This window comes from Streptomyces dioscori (genome assembly GCF_003024195.1).
Taxonomy (GTDB): domain Bacteria; phylum Actinomycetota; class Actinomycetes; order Streptomycetales; family Streptomycetaceae; genus Streptomyces; species Streptomyces dioscori.
In genome coordinates, this window is record NZ_KZ679038.1 from 512,516 (window position 1) to 530,377 (window position 17,862).

General features: G+C 72.3%; 16 protein-coding genes. 4 read left to right on the forward strand and 12 right to left on the reverse strand.

The features are described 5' to 3' along the window. Nucleotides 1–52 precede the first annotated feature (52 nt). The 10 genes from C6Y14_RS02170 to C6Y14_RS02215 all read right to left on the reverse strand — a co-directional run bounded on the left by C6Y14_RS02170 (nucleotide 53) and on the right by C6Y14_RS02215 (nucleotide 13,594). Complete coding sequence (locus C6Y14_RS02170; protein ID WP_107014688.1) at nucleotides 53–1,225, reverse strand: ABC transporter ATP-binding protein; 1,173 nt, start codon at nucleotides 1,223–1,225, stop codon at nucleotides 53–55. Continuing rightward, the gene (locus C6Y14_RS43890; RefSeq protein WP_159074147.1) at nucleotides 1,218–4,169 is read right to left on the reverse strand and encodes an FtsX-like permease family protein; all 2,952 of its coding nucleotides are present in this window, start codon (nucleotides 4,167–4,169) and stop codon (nucleotides 1,218–1,220) included. Before C6Y14_RS43890 ends, C6Y14_RS02170 begins: the two co-directional genes overlap by 8 nt. Before the next feature lie 106 nt (nucleotides 4,170–4,275). After that, a complete protein-coding gene (locus C6Y14_RS02180) occupies nucleotides 4,276–7,590 on the reverse strand; it encodes an ABC transporter permease (protein ID WP_225890840.1) in 3,315 nt (1,104 codons plus the stop codon). A gap of 117 nt (nucleotides 7,591–7,707) precedes the next feature. Next, nucleotides 7,708–8,256, reverse strand: coding sequence for a hypothetical protein (locus tag C6Y14_RS02185; protein WP_107014690.1), 549 nt, complete (start codon nucleotides 8,254–8,256; stop codon nucleotides 7,708–7,710). A 136-nt stretch (nucleotides 8,257–8,392) separates the two neighbouring features. Further along, nucleotides 8,393–9,214, reverse strand: coding sequence for an ABC transporter ATP-binding protein (locus C6Y14_RS02190; protein ID WP_107014691.1), 822 nt, complete (start codon nucleotides 9,212–9,214; stop codon nucleotides 8,393–8,395). Continuing rightward, nucleotides 9,201–10,256, reverse strand: coding sequence for a taurine ABC transporter substrate-binding protein (locus tag C6Y14_RS02195; RefSeq protein ID WP_107014692.1), 1,056 nt, complete (start codon nucleotides 10,254–10,256; stop codon nucleotides 9,201–9,203). Before C6Y14_RS02195 ends, C6Y14_RS02190 begins: the two co-directional genes overlap by 14 nt. An 84-nt stretch (nucleotides 10,257–10,340) precedes the next feature. After that, nucleotides 10,341–11,207 carry an ABC transporter permease gene (locus C6Y14_RS02200; RefSeq protein WP_225890841.1) on the reverse strand — a complete coding sequence of 289 codons (867 nt, stop codon included), beginning with the start codon at nucleotides 11,205–11,207 and terminating at the stop codon, nucleotides 10,341–10,343. A gap of 685 nt (nucleotides 11,208–11,892) precedes the next feature. After that, entirely contained in the window at nucleotides 11,893–12,186 is a 294-nt protein-coding gene (locus C6Y14_RS02205; protein ID WP_107015148.1) for a hypothetical protein, read from the reverse strand. A 31-nt stretch (nucleotides 12,187–12,217) separates the two neighbouring features. Further along, entirely contained in the window at nucleotides 12,218–12,436 is a 219-nt protein-coding gene (locus tag C6Y14_RS02210; RefSeq protein WP_107014693.1) for a hypothetical protein, read from the reverse strand. 198 nt (nucleotides 12,437–12,634) lie between these two features. Next, entirely contained in the window at nucleotides 12,635–13,594 is a 960-nt protein-coding gene (locus C6Y14_RS02215; protein WP_107014694.1) for an alpha/beta hydrolase family protein, read from the reverse strand. A gap of 134 nt (nucleotides 13,595–13,728) precedes the next feature. On the opposite strand from C6Y14_RS02215, the gene C6Y14_RS02220 reads away from it, so the two are divergent. Beyond that, entirely contained in the window at nucleotides 13,729–14,325 is a 597-nt protein-coding gene (locus tag C6Y14_RS02220) for a TetR/AcrR family transcriptional regulator (protein WP_107014695.1), read from the forward strand. Nucleotides 14,326–14,601: 276 nt separating this feature from the next. Continuing rightward, the gene (locus tag C6Y14_RS02225) at nucleotides 14,602–15,291 is read left to right on the forward strand and encodes a PH domain-containing protein (RefSeq protein WP_159074148.1); all 690 of its coding nucleotides are present in this window, start codon (nucleotides 14,602–14,604) and stop codon (nucleotides 15,289–15,291) included. 63 nt (nucleotides 15,292–15,354) lie between these two features. Here the strand turns inward: C6Y14_RS02225 and C6Y14_RS02230 are convergent, their stop codons facing one another. Then, nucleotides 15,355–15,852: a PaaI family thioesterase gene (locus tag C6Y14_RS02230; protein ID WP_107014697.1), complete on the reverse strand. Its 498-nt coding sequence runs from the start codon at nucleotides 15,850–15,852 to the stop codon at nucleotides 15,355–15,357. A gap of 101 nt (nucleotides 15,853–15,953) precedes the next feature. Here C6Y14_RS02230 and C6Y14_RS02235 point away from each other — a divergent pair, with 101 nt between their 5' ends. Together C6Y14_RS02235 and C6Y14_RS02240 are read left to right on the forward strand one after the other, a co-directional pair. Further along, nucleotides 15,954–16,424, forward strand: coding sequence for a winged helix-turn-helix transcriptional regulator (locus C6Y14_RS02235; protein WP_107014698.1), 471 nt, complete (start codon nucleotides 15,954–15,956; stop codon nucleotides 16,422–16,424). A gap of 23 nt (nucleotides 16,425–16,447) precedes the next feature. Continuing rightward, nucleotides 16,448–17,068 (forward strand): TetR/AcrR family transcriptional regulator, encoded by a 621-nt coding sequence (locus tag C6Y14_RS02240; protein ID WP_107014699.1) that lies wholly within the window; start codon nucleotides 16,448–16,450, stop codon nucleotides 17,066–17,068. A gap of 141 nt (nucleotides 17,069–17,209) precedes the next feature. On the opposite strand, the gene C6Y14_RS02245 is transcribed toward C6Y14_RS02240, so the two are convergent. Further along, on the reverse strand, nucleotides 17,210–17,815 hold the full coding sequence (locus tag C6Y14_RS02245; RefSeq protein WP_107014700.1) for a GOLPH3/VPS74 family protein: 606 nt from the start codon (nucleotides 17,813–17,815) through the stop codon (nucleotides 17,210–17,212). Nucleotides 17,816–17,862 lie beyond the last annotated feature (47 nt).

A 17,862-nucleotide genomic window follows, 5' to 3' on the forward strand; every position in this document is an offset into this window, starting at 1 on the left:
CACCGACGCTCAGCTCTACCGACCCACCGGGCTCACACGGGTTCACGCGGGTTCACACCGAGGAGTCGGGGTCGTGGGTCCGGTCGGGCCAGACGCCCACATGGTCCGGCTCCGCCGTCAGGCGGACGCGGCCGCGCAGACCGTAACGCTCCACGTGGTCCCGGGGCAGCTGGAGGCGGCCCGCGCGGTCCAGGACGGTGTACTCCTCGGCGCCCCCGCCGCCGGGCCCGCGCAGGGTCTCCGTCGACGTACGGCCGTCGCGGATACGGACCGTGCGGCGGACCTGTTCGGAGACGAGGGGGTCGTGGGTGACGACGAGGACGGTGGCGCCGAGTTCCTCGTTGGCACGGCGCAGTGCCGCGAAGACCTCCTCGCCGCTCGCGGTGTCGAGTTCGCCCGTGGGTTCGTCGGCGAGCAGCACGCGGGGCGAGTTGGCCGTGGCGACCGCGACGGCCACGCGCTGCTGTTCGCCGCCGGAGAGTTCGGCGGGACGCCGGTCGCGGCAGTGCGCGACGCCGAGGACGTCGAGGAGTTCGGCGGCGCGCGCGGCCCGTTTGCGGCGCGGTACACGCACGTACTTCATCGGCAGAGCCACGTTCTCCAGGGCCGTCAGGTACGGCAGCAGGTTGCGTCCCGTCTGCTGCCAGACGAAGCCGACGGTGTGCCGGCGGTAGCCGAGCCGCTCGCGTCGGCGCAGGGCGAGCAGGTCGTGCCCGGCGACCCGGGCGCGGCCCGCCGTGGGCAGGTCGAGTCCGGAGAGGATGGACAGCAGGGTCGACTTGCCGGAGCCGGAGGCGCCGACGAGTGCCACGCACTCGCCCTCCTCGACGACCAGGTCGAGGCCCTGGAGCGCCTGGACCTCGACCTCGTCGGTGCGGTAGACGCGGACCAGGTTGTCGCAGACGACGAGCCCGTCGTCGGCGCCCGCGGGCGGCCGCCGGGCGCCGCGGGCCCGCTCCTCCAGCTGCCGGAGGTCGCTCGCCTGCCGCGAGTCGCCGGGCTGCCTCGGGTCGCTCGCCTGCCGCGAGCTGCCGGGCCGCCTCGGGCCGCCGAGATGCCCCGGATCGCCTAGTTGTGCCGGGGCGTCGAGCTTCCGCGGTTCACCGGACTGCCTCGGGCCGCCGAGCTGCCGCGGTTCATCAAGCTCACCCGGTTCACCGGGCGGCGCCGGTGCGCCGAGTCGGCGCGGGTCGCTCCCCTGCCGGTCCCCCTGCGGTTCAGTCATCGTTTCTCCCCAGTCTCAGGACCGCGCCGAGCCCGCGGCGGCGTCCGATCCAGGTCTCCACGCCGACCGCCGCGAGCACCAGGACGCCCAGCCCCGCTCCCAGAGCGGCGGTCAGCAGCAGGTCGGGGTGGGGCGCGGGGGCGGCGGGCCCGCCCGTGAACTCCCGCAGGTTCAGAGCGGGTCCGAGCAGCGCGGGCAGTGTCAGTCCCAGGGCGATGCCGCCCGTCACGGCCGCCAGCACCATCGGCAGCAGTTGCAGCAGGTGCAGCCCCGAGGTGGCCCGGTCGCCGAGGCCGAGCGTGCGCAGGTACGCGGTGGTGCGGCCGCGGGCCGGTGCGGACAGCAGGAGTTCGAGGACCAGTGCCAGCAGCGCGAGGAGCACGGCGAGCGCGGTACATGTGGTGTGTGCGGCCCGCAGGACGTCGATCATGCCGTCGGCCGCGGCGTCGGCCTGTTCCTCGGAGCGGATACGCAGTTCACCGAGGGCGGTGTCGTCGGTGGCGCGCGGCACCAGTGCTCGCAGTGCCTCCACGTCCAGGCGCGGGCCGTACAGCAGCAGTGAGGTGCCCTCGAAATCGCTCGCCTCGATCGCTCCGAGGTCACGGTTGTCGGCGAGCAGCATGCGTTCCCGGGCGGGCGTCGTGCCACGGACGGGGCCCAGCGCGGGGTCGTGGCGTACGCCCTCGGGCAGCGCGCCGACGACACGCAGGCGCAGTTCTCTGCCGTGGGAGGGGATGGTGAACAGGGCGCCGGTGCGGGCCCCGGTGGCCAGGACCCTGATGTCCTTGCCCGTCCGGGGGCCGGTCAGCCCGGCGTCGTAGAGTGCGCGCGCCGCTGTCGAGCCGGGGGCAGCGGCGCGCAGCCGGGCGCCGTCGACGCCGACCAGGCTCGCCACGCCGTACCGGTTGCCGCTGGTCGCGCTCGTCGGGTCGACGCGCAACTGGCGGACGCCGACGGTTTCCTGCACTCCGCGCACCTGGCCCAGTCGCTCGGCGATGTCGGGGTTGCGGCCCGCGCCGAGGTAGGAGGCGTCGGCGCCGACCTGCCACGCGGCGGCGGCCCGGCGGCCGTCGGCGAGTGTGCCGGCCACCAGACCGCCGAACACCGCTCCGGCCAGCGTCACCACCAGGACCAGCAGCGCGAGTGCCCGGGCCGGCGCCTCCTTCGCGGCCCGGGAGAGCGCGACGAGCGTCACGACACCTCGTCGCCGCGCCGAACAGCGCGCCAGGAGCCGTACGGGCAGCGGATAGACGCGTACGAGGACGGCGACGGTGGCCAGTCCGAGGAGGGCGGGCACGGCGGCGAGCAGCGGGTCGGGTCCGGCTTCCCCGGCGGTGCCCCGGGTCCGCAGCGCGAACACACCGGCCGCGGCGAGGAGGAGTACCGCCGCCTCGGCGAAGACGCGGCGCCCTGCCGCGTACGGGGCCGGATCGGGTCCGGTGCGGACGGCACGCTCGCGCAGGGCGTGCCAGGTGAGGGCGGGCAGCAGCAGCCAGACGAGTGCGGCGACCAGGAGCCCTTGCCGGTACGCGGGTTGGGGGCCCGGCAGCGAGTGTGCGGCGGCGACGCCCGCCAGCAGTCCGAGCAGCACGGCGGGCGCTGTCCGAGCCGCTCTCGCCAGCGCGAGGCCGGTCGCGGAGGCGCCGCGGGCTCGCTGCAGCCGGTGGGCGTCGAGGCTGCGGCGTACCGCGAGCAGCGCGGTGACGGCGGCGGCGAGCAGACCGACGACCAGCAGGGACGCGAGCGCGAAGGAGATCACGACACGGCCCTGCCGCCACTGCCGGCCGAAGTCGGTGAGCGCGTCGGGCAGGTGTGAGCCGTTCCGCAGGGTGGAGGCGGGGTGCGCGCCGATCTCGCAGTACATACCGCCGAAGTCGGCGATGTCGCCGCAGAAGACGGACCGGGCGTCGTCCGGGTAGGCGGTGAGCAGTCGCTGCAGTTCGCTGCGCCCCTGGTCGTCGGCGAACCGCGCGGCGGTGCCGGGGTCGAGGTCCAGACGCAGCCCCCAGGTGACGGTGAGCGTGGCACCGGCGTGTGTCTGGAGAGCGGTGACGGTGCGGGGCGCGACGAGGGCGCGGGCTTCCCAGTCGAGCGCGGCGGCGCTGCGCGGCGGATGCCTGGACGGGCGTGCCAGCGCGGGCTGTTCACGCCACAGTCGGCCACTGCCCGAGCCCTCGGCGCTCTTCTCCTCGGTCCTCCCGGTCCTCCCGCTCCCCCCGCTCCTCCCGGTCGTCTCGGTCCTCTGGGTCCTCTCGGAGTCGTCGGCGCCGTGGTCGTCGTCCGTCGTGAAGAAGCCGACGACGACGGCCGTGGCTTCGACGTTCCGCAATGCGCCCGGCCGCAGCGGGAGTTGCTGTCCGAGTCGCAGGCGCAGCGCATCGCGGGTCCGGGTGGAGAGGGCGATCTCGACGCGCTCACCGTCCGGGGCGGGCGGTCGTCCTTCGGCGTAGGAGGCCCGCTTCGGCGCGTCGGAGGCGTACACCAGGCCGAGTCCCACCTTTCCGGCGGCCGTCGTGGTGGCGAGGGTCGGCAGCGCGACCCGGGTCGAGTCGTGTACGAGGCCGCCGTTCAGGGCGTCGGGGGCCGCGTTCACGATCACATCGGTGACCGGGAGCAGGTCCTCGGCCAGATCGCTCGCCCAGCTGTCGGAGCCCTGGGCGCCCCGCGCCGGTTCGAACTGCGCGCCGAGCTGGATTCCGGGCCCGGCCCGCTGTTCCAGGGCCAGCCGGGAGGCGAGGGCGCGCCCGGCGAGCCGGTCGAGGAGCGCGGGCCCGGCGGCGGCGACCGCGGTGAGCAGCGCAACCAGCACGGCCAGGCAGACCAACAGCGGCAGATCGGCGCGCGCCTCGCGCACGGCGACGGAACGGAGGGCTGGGGAGGAGCGCCCGGCCGCTCCTCCCGCATCACGCGAGACGAGAGAGCGCGGCACTCGCGAGAACCGCATCACCGGCCCTCCCCACCGCAGCGGACAACCGCCCGGCGCGACCGCGACATCACTGGGCCTCCCCACCACACGAAACCAACCGACCGACACACCCGCGAGGGCCGCCTCATCGGTCCTCACCCGCGCGCAGTACCCGGGCCAGGTCGATCCGGCCCAGGAAACGGGCTACGACGGTCACGACCGCGCAGATCATGAGGGTCGTGGCGCCCGCGGTGAGGGTCACGCGTGCCCAGGGCACGGCGGTGAGCAGGCCGGGGTAGACCGGTCTGCCGGTGTCGTCGACCGTGACCACCGGCATGATCGTGGCGGCCAGCGCGGTGCCGAGCAGGGTGCCGAGGACCGCCGCCACCGCGGCCAGCGCGAGCTGTTCCGTCCACAGGTACGCGGCGAGCTGTCCGCGGCGTACACCGAGTGCCCGCAGCAGCGCGAACTCCCGTGTCCTGGCGCGTGCCGAGAGGGCGGTGTGCAGGGTGAAACCCACGACGGCGAACGCCGGCGCCAGGACGAGGCACAGCGTGAGCGCTCCGCGTGCCCCTTGCCGCAGTGGATCGGCGGCGAGCCGGGCCCGCATCCGCGGCACGTCGACGGCCGTACCGAGGCGGGGATCGGCGCGGACAGCGTCCAGTGCCGCCGTCGCGTCCCCGTGGTCGGCGGCCACCCACCAGGCGGACTCGGCGGCGGGCAGGGTGCCGCCGAGGACGAACTGGGCGGCCATGGCCCGGGAGTCGACGAGGAGCCGCGGCCGGTCACGGTCGGCGCCCGGCACGGCATCGATCTCGCCGACGATCCTGAGGCGGGCGCTGCCACCGCCGGCGCGCTGCATCGTGACCGTGTCCCCCACGCGGGCCACACCGGAGGAGAGCAGCACGCGGTCGGCGAGCGCGGGCAGGGCCGGCCGTCCCTTGGCGCGGTCCGTGCCGAGCCGCACGCTCCATGTGGGGTACTTGAGGTCGGTGTCCGGTCCGCGCAGCACCGCGTCGAGGAGTGTGCCGGGCGCCGGGCGGTCGGAGCAGAGCACGGGTCCCGGAGCGCTCTTGGGCGGTCGGCGCGGTGCGGCGCCCGGACATCCGGCGACCCTCCGGTCGGGGACGTCGGCGCGCAGGTCGTGCCAGGCGGCGGGCCGGGTGAGGCCGGGCACGCGGTCGACGGAGAGCCGGTAGGTGCGTCGTACCGTCTCGCCGGTCATGCTCAGACCGAGCTGCACGATACGCGCACCACCGCCACCGGCATCTCCGCCACCTCCACCTCCATCGGCATCGCCATCGCGATCGCCGCCTCCGCCACCGTCACCGCCGCCGCCGCCGACCGGCACCTTCAGCCGCACGGTACGGGCCGCGCCGCCGGTGTCCTCGATGACGGTCTCGCTCGCGCGGGTGAGGCCGTCGGCGTCCACGAAGTGCACGGTGAGCCTGACCGGCACGGGGGTGCCGGGCCCGTCCGCGGACAGCCGTACGCGCAGGGGGAGTTCGCGTGCCGAACCGCTGAGCGGCAACCCGTACGCGGGGATGTCCCGGCCGAGCGGGGCGACGAGTTCGGGCACCGGCCGGTCGGCGAGATCGGGACGCAGGGCGGGTGCGGGACCGCGCGCGGTGTTGATGCCGGTGACGGTCGTCCAGCTCTGGCCGAGATAGCCGTTGGCTTCGACCACGGGCGTGACGGCCGTGGCGCCGGGCAGTGCGGCGTACGCGGCACGGCGCTCGGCGACGGGGAGCCGTCGGCCGGGGTCGATCCGCAGGTCGGCGCCGACCCGGAAGACCGCCTGGTCGTGGTCGCCGCGGTCCAGGATCGCGAGGGCGGTGCTACTGAGCGCGGCGACGGCCAGCGCGAGGGTCACCAGCAGGGTGGGGCCGGCGTGCCGTGCCGCCCGCCGGGCGATCTGCCAGCCGCCCAGGGGCAGTACGAGTCCGCTGCCGCGCCGGGCGAGGGGGTCGGCGACCCGGGCGGCCGACGGCAGCGCCCGCAGGACGAGCAGCCCCGCCGCGCAGGTCATCGCGACGGGCGCGAGGATCAGTACCGGGTCGACGCCGCCGCCGGTCACCGGCGAACGGTACTGGCGCAGTTGCAGCCAGCCGACCACGGCGACGACGGCCAGTGCCACATCGGCGCCGAGCCGCTGTGCCCCCGCGAACCGGCCGAGCCGCAGCCGCAGTCGGCGCACCGCGTGCCGGTCCCGGACCGTCCGCACGGTGGGCAGCAGCAGGGCCACGCCGTGCACCGCGACGGCGAGCAGCGCGGCCACCCAGCCCGCCGTCAGGGTCGCCGAGGCGGGTACGTCGCCGGGGATCAGCCCGGCCCGGTCGAGGAGACGGAGCAGCGGTCCGGCGAGGAAGGGTGCGGCCAGTCCCGCGGGGAGGGCGACGGCCGCCCACTGTGCCGCCGTCGACAAGGCCAGCCGTGGGGTTCCGGCGCCGCGGGCGGCCAGGAGCGCGAGTTCGGGCCGGCGGTGTTCGGCGAGCTGGCGTGCGGTGAGCACGAGGGCGGCGGCGGCCAGGGCGGCGAGCAGGGTCGCCGGGATGTAGAGGCCCGCGCGGGCCACGGCGATGGGGGTGGTCAGCTCGTCGAGGGCGTTGTCGAGGGTGGACCTGACGTCGAGTTCGGTGGTGACGGGTGCGCCACGGAACACGGACAACGAGGTGTCACTGCCACTGAACGCGTCGGCACGCCGTTTCAGGGGACCGATGTCGCCGAGCCGCAGTCCGCCGGTGTCCGGCACGCCCAGCCACACCGCGTCGGCGTCCCTGGCCAGGCCGGGAGTTGTCGCGAGTGCCTGCCGCGGTACCAGCGCCATGGAGTCGGGGGTGCCGAAGGCGGGGCTCAGGCTCGCCCAGACGGCCGGGCTGCGGCCCCCCGCCCGGTACAGCCCGGCCACTCGCATCCGCACCTGCGGGCCGCTGTCCGGCTGCACTCGCAGTTCGTCGCCGGGCCGCACCGCGAGCTCGGCCGCGAACACCTCGCTCAGCGCGGTCTCGACACCCCCTCCGGTCGTTGCCCGCGGCCAGCGGCCCGCCACCAGCTCGGCGTGCCTGCTCGTCTCCTGGATCGCGACGAGCGTGACCAGGGTGTCGTCGCGCCGACGGCCGTCCACCTCTGTCACGGCGAGCGCGGCGGAGCGGCCGGCCGGGGCCCGTAGGACGGACCAGGTGTGATGCGGTACGCCGTCGAAGGCACGGCCGACGGCGGCACGTACCAGCCCGTCGACCTCGTCCGTGCCGCGCGGGCGGTACGCGCCGGAGACCTCGACGATGGCCTCCGGGTCGCGGGCGAGCCGCCGCTGCGTCCCGTCCTCCACGGCCTTCTCGGTGAGTGCCGCGAGCGCGGCCAGGACGGTGGCGGCGAGCAGCACGGCGAGTCCCGCGGCCCCCAGCACCAGTCCGTGGTGCGCGGTTCCACGCACTGCTTCGGGCGCGCGTCTCCCGCTCAACTCGCCGGCCTCCCCCCGTACGGCCAGCCACAGTATGGGACTGTCCGTTCGAGGCCCGCAATCGTCCGGGAGGGCCTGGCCGGATGAGGTCCGTGCCAGGCGCGGCCTGAAAAGTGGCTACTCCGGGAGTTCGAGCATGGGTTCGCCGCAGGACTGGCACTCGGCGTACACGTCGAGTTCGTTGAGTATCTCGGCGTATTCGGGATGGCCCTTGAGGGCGGCCACGGCGGCGAGCAGGTAGCGGGTCGAGATCTGGTCGTGCTCCGCCGTGGCCAGCGTCTCGGCCAGGAGAGCCAGGGCCTCCGGAAGGGCCTGGCGGTAGGCGTCAGCGATGTCGTCGGGCAGGTCGGCGGGGACCTCTCCGAGTTCACCGGAGCAGATGGCCACGAGGCCGACGACGTACAGGTAGTCGTCGCGCTCGGACCGGACCGCCGGCAGGCCGCGCGCGAGGGTGACCAGGTGGGGCACGGCGGCGTAGGCGGCCGGCCAGGCGGTTCCCTCGGAACACAGGTAGGGCCACAGGTCGGAGAAACGCTCACCGTTCGTGGGATCCGCCATCAGTTGCCGCAACTCGTCCGGGACGAAGGGCGCGTCCGGCGCACCCCGTCCTTCGGACCAGTTCCGGTGGTCGAGGGCGGGCCAGCGCGGGTCGTCCAGAGAGATCATGGGCGAGAGTGTAAGCGGACCGCAACTGGCTTACGTGTACTGGCTTTTGGCACGCTACGAGGCCGCGGCCCGAGGTGCGGAGGAGGCGTCCCGCCGGCCGGCCTCACGGAGAGCCGGCGGGACGCAGAGTGAGGGTTCAGGCCGCGGCGGCCGACTTGACCGCATGGGCGACCTGCGCGCGCAGGTCGACGAACTCGCGTGACTCACGCAGCTCGTCCGCGTCGACGGCACCGCGCGGGAGGGTGATCGGCAGGTCCAGGGCGACCGTGCCGGGGCTCTTGGTCAGGACCACGATGCGGGAGCCGAGGAACACCGCCTCGTCCGCGGAGTGGGTGACGAACACCGTGGTCCGCCCCGTCTCGGCCGTCACCTGCCGGACGTCCTCCTGGAGCCGCTCGCGTGTCAGCGCGTCCAGGGCCGCGAACGGCTCGTCGAGCAGGAACAGCGGGTTCTCGGCGGCGAGGGCGCGGGCGATGGCGACGCGCTGCTGCTGACCGCCGGAGATCTCCCACACGCGCCGCTTCCCCGTCCCTTCGAGGCCGACACGGGCCAGCAACTCCGCCCGTCGCTCGGGCCATTGGGCGCGGTCGACGCCCGCGTACCGCAGCGCGAGGTCGATGTTGCCCTGCACGGTCCGCCAGGGGAACAGGCGAGGTGTCTGGAACACCACGCCTGCCGTTTCGCCCGGCCGGGGCGCGGCGCCGGAGACGCGCACCGAACCGTGGGTGGGCCGCTCGAACCCGGCGATCAGCCGCAGCAGTGTGCTCTTGCCACAGCCGGACGCGCCCACGAGGACCAGGAACTCGCCCGCGGGGACGGTCAGATCGACCGGCCCGACGGCCGTGACGGTCTCGCCGCCCCGGCCGTACCGGTGGGTGACGTGGTCGAGCCGGACGGACCCGGCCCGCTCGGCGTCCTCGGCCTCAACTCCCTTGCTCACCGTGTCACTTGAGGACATCGGGCAGTCCCTTCAGGTAGAAGGCCTTGCGGACGGCGTCCTGGGACGGCGCGGCATCGATCTGCTTCTGGCCGGCCAGGAATTCGGCGGTGTCGGTGACGTAGGTCAGCAGTTTGCCCGGGCTGCCTTCGGTGCCCAGCCAGTCGGCGGAGGCGACCTCGTCCGGGGTGAGGAACACCCCTTGTGCGAGCTGGGCCTTGGCGTCCGCCGCGCTGATACCCAGTTCCGCGGCGACGGCCTTGACCGAGCCGTCGGGGTCGGACTTGAGCAGGCTCAGGGCCTGTGCCTCCACCTTCCGCCAGGTGTCGATCGCCTTCGGGTCCCTGGAGATGAGTTCGTCGGACACGACGGCCAGGTCGAGGGTCGGCTTGCCCGCGGCCCCGATCTCCTTGCTGCTGGTGAGCTGGGTGCCGGTCCTGCGGAGCTCGTCCAGGGTCGGCAGCCAGACGTAGGCGGCGTCGATGTCACCCCGCTGCCAGGCTGCGATGATCGCCTGCGGTTGCAGGTCGACCAGTTTGACGTCGGAGGTCTTGAGACCGGCCGTCTCCAGCGCCGCCAGCAGACTGTAGTGGGAGGTGGAGGCGAAGGGGGTGGCGATCGTCTTCCCCTTGAGACCGGCGACGTCGGATATGCCGGCGTCCTTGCGGGCCACCAGCGCCTCGTTCTCCCCCGCCACGTCGAGGACGAAGGCGACCTTGTACGGGATCGGTGAACTCCCGGAGATCCCGCGGGCGAACGGGCTGGAGCCCAGCGCGGCGATGTCCAGGGACTTGCCGAGGAAGGCCTGGTTGACGCTGGCGCCGGAGTCGAACTTGATCCAGGTGATCTTGTAGTCCGGCAGCTCCTTCTCCAGCAGTTTCTTGTTCTTCACGAGCAGATCGCCGCTGGGGAAGGCGAAGTAGCCGATGCGCAGCCGCTTGGACCCGCCGGACGAGGATGCCTCGCTGTCCGAGGAGCAGCCGGTGGCGGCCGCGGACACCGCTGCCAGTGCGCCGGCGAGCAGCAGGCGTCGGGAGGGGCCTTGCGGGGTGGAGCGAGACATGGTGGGGCCGTTTCTGTAAGAGGAGACGGGAGTCAGGAGAAGGAGCGGGCCGGGGGCTACGGGCGGAGCCGCGGCGCAAGCCCTCTAGACGTGTCCGCGCCAGGGCACGACAGCGCGTTCCAGCCTGAGCAGGAGTCCGTCGATGACGAGTCCGGAGATCCCGATGGCGATGATGCCGACGAGCACCACCGGGGTGTTGTTGTAGTTGGCGGCGTCCTTGACCATGCCGCCGATACCGGGCAGGCCGTTGACCAGTTCGGCTGCGACGAGGGAGGAGTAGGCGACGCCCACGGCCAGTCGGATGCCGGTCAGTGTCTCCGGCAGGGCGGACGGCACGATGACGTCCTTGACGACGTCCCACCGGGACCCGCCGAGGGCACGGGCCGCCTCGATCAGGCTCTGCGACACGGCGGTCACCGCGGTGGTGGTGGACACCGCGACCGGCGGGAACGCCGCCACGGCGAGCAGTGTGATCTTGGGTTCCTCGTTGATGCCCAGCCAGATGATGAGCAGCGAGAAGTACGCCAGCGGGGGCAGGGTCCGCAGGAAGGTGATCCAGGGCTCGAAGAGCGAACGGACCCAGCCGACGGTGCCCATGACGAGACCGAAGACCACCCCGAGCGCGATGCCGATACCGGCGCCGAGCGCGATGCGGCGCAGGCTGATGCCCAGGTGCTCGATGAGGGTGGTGCCGTTGTAGCCGCGTACGCCGTCGTGGGTCGTGGACACATCGATGAACGCGCTCCAGACCTTGGCCGGGGGCGGGACGAGTGTCTCGCTCCATGTGCCGCTCGCCGCCAGCAGTTGCCACAGGAGGAGGAACAGCAGGAGCGAGCCGAAGGGCAGAGCGATATGGCGTACGCGCGCGGTGCCGCGGCGACGCCGCCGCGCGGGCGGTTCGTCGGGCACCGGAGTGAGTTCGGTGCGTGGCGGGGAGGGGATGGTGGACATGGGGACGGGGCCTCCATGGGCGCCATGGGCGCAGGAAGATGAGCGGTCGAGGCCGACCGGGGCCGGGATGACTCAGAGAACGCACCGAGGTGCGGGACACCGGACAGCGGGGGCCGCCGCCGGGCACATCACCGGACGGCGGGGCGCGTCAGAGGCGCGGAATCAACAACATGCACAACACGAACAACACGAAACGGGGCGTCGGCACAGGTCGATGACCAGGCGTCGCACCAGCGGTTCGTGATTCATGGGGCCCATTTGTACAGCAGCCGAGGCACTTCACCAAGAGGTGTCCCACTACCTGGGACCAAGTGCCACCGCGGGTGCGGTCGTAGGGCCGATATGGCAGACGCGCCGACGGGGTGGGTGAACTCCTCATCGTCCTGCGCCAGTTGCCGGAGGCGGGCAGTGCCGGCTTCCCCGGCGAGCTGCTGACCGCGGCCACACCCTGTCGGTGCGGGTACCGGGGCCGAGCCGCCGGTACCGGTCCTGTCACCGCGTCGTCGAGGTCCCCGGCGGCACCCGCGCCGCCAACCTGACTCTCACGGACTGCGAGGCCTGCGTCGTGCGGTCAGGTTGACGGCCAAGAGGGCGGCCAAGAGGGCGGCCAGGAAGGCCGCCCACGGTCGGGCGTCCACGGTCGGGCGTCCACGGTTCAGGCACGTACAGTTCAGGCACGCGCAGTTCAGGCGTTGACGTGACGACGGGCAGGTGTCCCGCGCGGAGCGGCGTGGTGCGCGGCCCTGTCCGCGCCCGTGCCCTGCAGGCGGTGCAGCCACAGCGACGTCACGGCCAGCAGACCCATGAACACCAGCATGAAGAGCGCGGACACCCACATCTGCCGGCTTCCTGGATGCTGCCAGCCCACCCAGCCGGCCGACGCGGCCCACAGCAGGACGGCTGCCGCGTAGAAGGTGCGCATCCGGTGCAGCTGCCGCACGGCCCTCAGGGGCTTGGAGTGATCTTTCTTCGGTGCCATGCCGGGCCGTGTACCCCGGATGCTCCCCGATTCACCGGTCATCGGCCTGTGTTCCCCCGGTTCCCTGCCGGCCGCCACGGCGTTCGAAGTCACGCCGTACCGCCGCCCCTTCGTCCTCGACCAGACCGGACGGATCCGGGAGTTCGAGTACGGCTCTGCAGTGCTCGCACACCGTGTCGTTCGCGGTGGGCCTGCTGCCGCACGCCTTGCACCGGCGGTGCGCTTCGCGGTCGCCGTCGTTCTCCGTCATGACATCTCCTGCTCGCGATCGGGCCTGCCGTCGTGCGGAGGCCGGGTGCCCCGCGAGCGAGCCATGACTCCTTCGAATCCGTCGCTGCCCGGTCCTGGGAGGACCGCTCGGGGGATCAGTCGGCCGTCTGCCTGATGACTGCTCGGCGGACTCCGCAGTGGCCGACTTGGTTGACTACTTGGCGGACTACTTGGCGGACTACTTGGATTCGACCCGGCCCAGCGGCCTCCCGCCGGTCGTCAGCTCGTCCCGCACCGCCTGCCACGCGTCGTCGCCGGGGTGGAATCGCGTACGGAGATAGGCCGCGGTGAGCCGCCCGACCGCGGCGACCCGCTCGGGGTTCTCGTCCGTGGTCTCGGCGACGTCGTACCCGGCGATCCCCCCGAGCCCGTGTTCGGCGTCGAAGAGGGTGAGCAGGGTCTTGGGTCCGGGCGCGAGTGCGTACGGGTCCTTGTGCCAGTCCGGGCCCATGTCCGTGAAGTGCCGCGAGTCGTCCTTGTCGCCCGCGACGACCAGCGCGGGTGTGGTCATCGTGGAGAAGTCGATCACGTTGAAGAACGGGATCGCTTCGGCCATCGGGCCGTTCAGTACGTCACCACCCCGGCCGGGGGCGGCCAGCAGCACACCCGCCCCGATACGGGGTTCCGCGAGGTCCACTTCCTCCCCGCTGTCGGGATCGGTGACGCGCGCCCCCAGCAGCAGCCCGGCGGTGAAGCCGCCCAGCGAGTGACCCGCGACCGCGACCTTCTCGTGGTCGACACGCCCGGCGAGCTGCGGCACGGCGGCCTCGACCACATCGAGCCGGTCGAGGATGTGCGTCATGTCCTCGGCACGCGAGCGCCAGAAGAAGGGTCCGCCGGGGGCACCGGCGAGCACGTCGCTCAGCGTCCTGGAGCTGAGATGGGTCGGCTGGACGACCACGAACCCGTGCGCCGCCCAGAAGTCGGCGAGCGGCGCGTATCCGTGCAGTGAGGAGAGGTGGTTCGACCCGCCGTGACCGTGGGACAGCAGGATCACGGGCAGATCGGTGCCGGTCGCCGGAGCGGAGACCCGTACGTGCAGGTCCACCGGCCGTCCGGGCACGGACAGCACCACCGGGCCGTACGAGAGGACGGGCACGGGTGAGCCGAGGGCGGCGGTGTCGGTGTACGCGCTCATGATCAGCGATTCCCTACTGGACGGGGTCGGGTGGTCAGGCATGTCCGGTCTCGGCTAACCTGAACCGGAACGTTGCTCCACATATTATTCGGAACAGCGCTCCGCTTTGTCAACCGCAGCCGGAAGGAAGCCTGGTGTCCACCGAGAACCCCACCGGGAAGGCGTCGGTCCGCACCAAACGGGCCGACGCGGTGCGCAACCAGCAGACGCTGCTCGCCGCCGCCGCCGAGGTCTTCGTCACGTCGGGCGTCGACGCGCCGATCCGCCAGATCGCGGCCAAGGCGGGCGTCGGGATGGGGACGATCTACCGGCACTTCCCGACCCGGGCGGATCTCGTGACCGCCGTCTACCGCCACCAGATCGAGGCGTGCGCGGACGCCGGTCCGCGACTGCTGGCCGAGGCCGATTCACCGTTCGACGCGCTCCGCCGGTGGATCGACCTCTTCGTCGACTTCCTGGTCACCAAGCACGGACTCGCCGACGCCCTCCAGTCGGACAGCAGCCGCTTCACCGCGCTGCACACCTACTTCCTCGACCGTCTGGGCCCCGTCTGCACGGAACTGCTCACGGCCGCGGTCGACTCCGGGGACATCAGGCCCGGCACACAGCCCTACGAGCTGATGCGCGGCATCGGCAACCTCTGCATCGGACGGGACAGCGATCCGCGCTACGACCCGCGGCGGCTGATCGAGCTGCTGCTCCTCGGCCTGCGGCAGCCCCGGCAGACCTGAGCCGGACGGCCTGCGGACCTGAGCCGGACGGCCTCCGTACCAGACGGCCTTCGTGCGGGACGGCCTTTGTACGGGACGGCCTTCGCACCGGACGCCTCACCACGAGGACGTCACGGCATTCCCCCAAGGTTGTCACTGCATCCCAAATGGCTCTGGACACAATGGAGTTGGGACCTCACCATGGTGCGCACATCATGGGGTCGGCCGTGTGGTGCCGGCCGGCGGGGCGAGCCGGGGGTGGCCGTGGGATACGAACGATTGCCGCGCGAGTACCAAATGAAACGGTCCCGGAAGCACGCGTTTCTCTGGGTGATCGCCATCGGGACACTCAGCCTGGCGCTGCCCCTGTGGAGCGCCGACGACCTGCCCGCCTCGGCCCGGTACCCCTTCCTCCTGGCATGGGTGGCCCTCATGGGGTGGCTCTTCCACGCCACTCTGCGCTGCCGGACCGCCGCGGACATCAAGGCGATCCATGTCCGCGGCATGGCCAAGCGCCGACGGCTTGCCTGGGAGGACATCCAGGACATCAGGGCGGAGCTCAATCCGGCTTCGGCGGTGCAGAGCGGCGCGGCCAACGTCCTGGTGCATGCCTACGGCAGGGACGGCAGCAAGGTGCTGCTGCCGTTCGTCGACGACCTCCATGTGAACGTCGAACGCGAACTGGAACTGCTGATCGGCGCCTGGGAGGAGCTGCGCGGCGACGACTGGGCCCCGGACCCGCAGGCCGCCTTCCTCATCGACCGGCGCGATGACCGCCAGGCGGCCTTCATGATGGGATTCGCCGCCGTGATGCTGGCGTTCATCCCGCTGATCGTACTGATGCTGCTGCCCCTCTTCGTCGACCTTCCCGAGTGGCTGGCGTCGGTCCTGACACCGTTCCTGGTCATGGGGGTGGGGGCGCCCCTGATCTTCGTACTCGCCGCGACGGCCTCGTACCGCAGCCGGCGGAGCAGCAGTGGCGGCTGACGGAAGTCACGGTGCCCGCGGGGGCCGGCGGCGCCTACGCGCACCGCGGGCCGGCCCGCGCGGTCAGCTTGCCGCCGGCAGGGGAAAGAGCAGGCAGCTGCTGGTGGCGTGTGCCAGCAACCGGTCGGTGGAGTCGAGGAGTTCGGCCTGCGCGAGGGCGGTACGGCGACCACTGTTCAGGACGGTGCCGACAGCGCGGACCTTGCCCGTGTCCACGGTGATCGGGCGCAGGAACTTCAAGGAGAGGTCGAGCGAGGTGTACGCCATGCCCTGGGGCAGCACCGACTGGACGGCACAGCCGGCCGCCGAGTCGAGCAGCGTGGCATAGACACCGCCGTGGACGCTTCCGATCGGGTTGTAGTGCTCCTCGCCCGGTTCCAGGACGAAGACGGCCCTGCCCGGCTCGACCTCCTCCAGGGCGAAGCCCAGGGCGGCGGAGACCGGCGGGGCGGGCAGGCGTCCGGCGACGATGTCGCGCAGGAAGTCCAGGCCGGTGGCCTTTCCCACAGCGCCCGCCGAGACGGCCGGATCCTCCCAGGTGAACGTGCGCGTTCTGTCCATGACCCCTTCTCCACCGGTCATCTACTCAGCTGACTATTTTTATCGAAGCTAGCCAGTCCGGCCTCTGGCTGTCAATGGTGGAGCTGGCCTAGGGTCGTGGCATGGAGTGGGTCGAGGTCAGCACCGAGAACTGCACGGTCCAGCGGACGCTGGACGTGATCGGCGAGAAATGGTCGCTCCTCGTGCTCCGGGACGCCATGAACGGAGTCCGGCGCTTCGACGACTTCCGACGGCACATCGGTCTCTCGGACGCGGTGCTCGCGGACCGGCTGCGCAAGCTGGTCGGAGCGGGAATCCTGGACACCGTGCCCTACCAGGAGTCAGGCCGGCGCACCCGGCACGAGTACCGGCTCTCGAAGAAGGGCTGGGACCTGTGGCCCGTGATGCTCGCCCTCAAGGGCTGGGGGGACCGGTACACCGCCGATCCGGACGGGCCACCGCTCGACGTCTTCCACGCGGACTGCGGTGAACCCGTACAGACGGTCGTCACCTGCGGCCACAGCCACGGCCCGCTGCGCCCTCAGGAGGCACGCACCCGCCCAGGGCCGTCCGCACGGCCCGTCAGCCAGTAGACGACCGGTCGTACACTCGCCTCATGGGACGGACCAGCGAGGCCAGGGTGAAGATCCTCAGCGCCGCCCGGTCGCTCATCGAGCTGCGCGGTTACTCGGCGCTGGGTGTGGCCGAGATATGCAAGGCGGCCGGTGTGCCCAAGGGCAGCTTCTACTACTTCTTCGATTCCAAGGAAGCTCTCGCGCTGGCGGTGATCGACGAACACTGGACCGGTCAGCGGAGCACCTGGGAGCGCGTCCTGAGCGCCGACACCGGCCCGCTGGACCGGTTGCGCCGGCTCTTCGAGGAGACGGAGGCCGGACAGCTCGCCGGGCAGGAGAGCTGCGGCAGCGTCGCGGGGTGCCTGTTCGGGAACCTGACGCTGGAGATGAGCAACCAGACCGAGTCCGTCCGCGCGCGGCTCCAGGAGATCTTCGAGGCCCAGGTCGAGATGGTCGAGGCGGTCGTCAGCGAGGCCCTCGAACGCCAGGAGGTCACCGTGACCGACACCCGGGAGGCCGCGCGTTCGGTGGTCGCGCAGTTGGAGGGGCAGGTGCTGTTCGCCAAGCTCTACAACAACACCCGACGCCTCGGCACGCTGTGGACGAACTGCCTGGCCCTGCTCGGTGTCCGCACGGCCGGTGAGGTCACGGCCGGAGCCTGACTCCCAGAGCCTGACTCCCACCGCAGGACACCCGGCCGCGGCGGCCACCCGGGCTCCCGTCACCTCTTCGTCACCGGTCCCGCCACACTCTCCTCGCCATCGGCCCCACCGCATTCCTCGTCACCGGCCCCGCGTTCGCGGTCACGGGCCGCGCCAGATGTTGTCGAAGGCCGCGTTCTCGATGCTCCGCCGCTGCCGTACGGCCTCCAGCTCCTGCACCGCGTCGTTGACCGCGGCCAGTACCGTCACCACCCTGTCGTCGACGAGGGTCGCGGCCTCTTCGGCCGGCTCGTCGTGGACGCCCACGGCCGCCGCGAGGAACGCGAGTACGGGCTCGCCGGACGTCCAGCGGTCGGCCGCCCGGCGGCGGGCCGGTGAGTCGGTCAACGTCGTCGCGTCGCTGCGGAACGGGATCCACTGGTGCCGGGGACGAGCGGTCTCCCCTTCCGCGCCCAGGACGTCGAGATAGGCCGAGGACAGACCACGGCCCCGGCGCCACAGCCAGTCCTCGACGGTCTCGTACGGCGCCTCACGGATGAGCGCCGAGGCCGCCTCGTCCAACAGGCGGTCCCCGAGGGCCCCCTGCGGGCCGGGCACGATGCGGTCGTCGTCCAGAGTGAGGGCCTGGGCCTCGCCGAGATCGATCAGCTCGGCTCCCGCGAGGGCCAGCGACAGGTCCCCCTGCCCGACGGGACCGCTGGACGCCACGTCCATGGTGGTGATCAACAAATCGCGCGGTGTGGTCATGACGAGCTCCATGTCAGAGGCATCTGCGTCGGAGGTACCGGTGTCGA

Bases quoted from the DNA above. Each gene is read 5' to 3' on its own strand.
- C6Y14_RS02170 (WP_107014688.1), bottom strand. From the start codon at position 1,225: ATGACTGAACCGCAGGGGGACCGGCAGGGGAGCGACCCGCGCCGACTC.
- C6Y14_RS43890 (WP_159074147.1), bottom strand. From the start codon at position 4,169: ATGCGGTTCTCGCGAGTGCCGCGCTCTCTCGTCTCGCGTGATGCGGGA.
- C6Y14_RS02185 (WP_107014690.1), bottom strand. From the start codon at position 8,256: ATGATCTCTCTGGACGACCCGCGCTGGCCCGCCCTCGACCACCGGAAC.
- C6Y14_RS02190 (WP_107014691.1), bottom strand. From the start codon at position 9,214: ATGTCCTCAAGTGACACGGTGAGCAAGGGAGTTGAGGCCGAGGACGCC.
- C6Y14_RS02195 (WP_107014692.1), bottom strand. From the start codon at position 10,256: ATGTCTCGCTCCACCCCGCAAGGCCCCTCCCGACGCCTGCTGCTCGCC.
- C6Y14_RS02200 (WP_225890841.1), bottom strand. From the start codon at position 11,207: ATGTCCACCATCCCCTCCCCGCCACGCACCGAACTCACTCCGGTGCCC.
- C6Y14_RS02205 (WP_107015148.1), bottom strand. From the start codon at position 12,186: ATGGCACCGAAGAAAGATCACTCCAAGCCCCTGAGGGCCGTGCGGCAG.
- C6Y14_RS02210 (WP_107014693.1), bottom strand. From the start codon at position 12,436: ATGACGGAGAACGACGGCGACCGCGAAGCGCACCGCCGGTGCAAGGCG.
- C6Y14_RS02215 (WP_107014694.1), bottom strand. From the start codon at position 13,594: ATGAGCGCGTACACCGACACCGCCGCCCTCGGCTCACCCGTGCCCGTC.
- C6Y14_RS02225 (WP_159074148.1), top strand. From the start codon at position 14,602: ATGAAACGGTCCCGGAAGCACGCGTTTCTCTGGGTGATCGCCATCGGG.
- C6Y14_RS02230 (WP_107014697.1), bottom strand. From the start codon at position 15,852: ATGGACAGAACGCGCACGTTCACCTGGGAGGATCCGGCCGTCTCGGCG.
- C6Y14_RS02235 (WP_107014698.1), top strand. From the start codon at position 15,954: ATGGAGTGGGTCGAGGTCAGCACCGAGAACTGCACGGTCCAGCGGACG.
- C6Y14_RS02240 (WP_107014699.1), top strand. From the start codon at position 16,448: ATGGGACGGACCAGCGAGGCCAGGGTGAAGATCCTCAGCGCCGCCCGG.
- C6Y14_RS02245 (WP_107014700.1), bottom strand. From the start codon at position 17,815: ATGACCACACCGCGCGATTTGTTGATCACCACCATGGACGTGGCGTCC.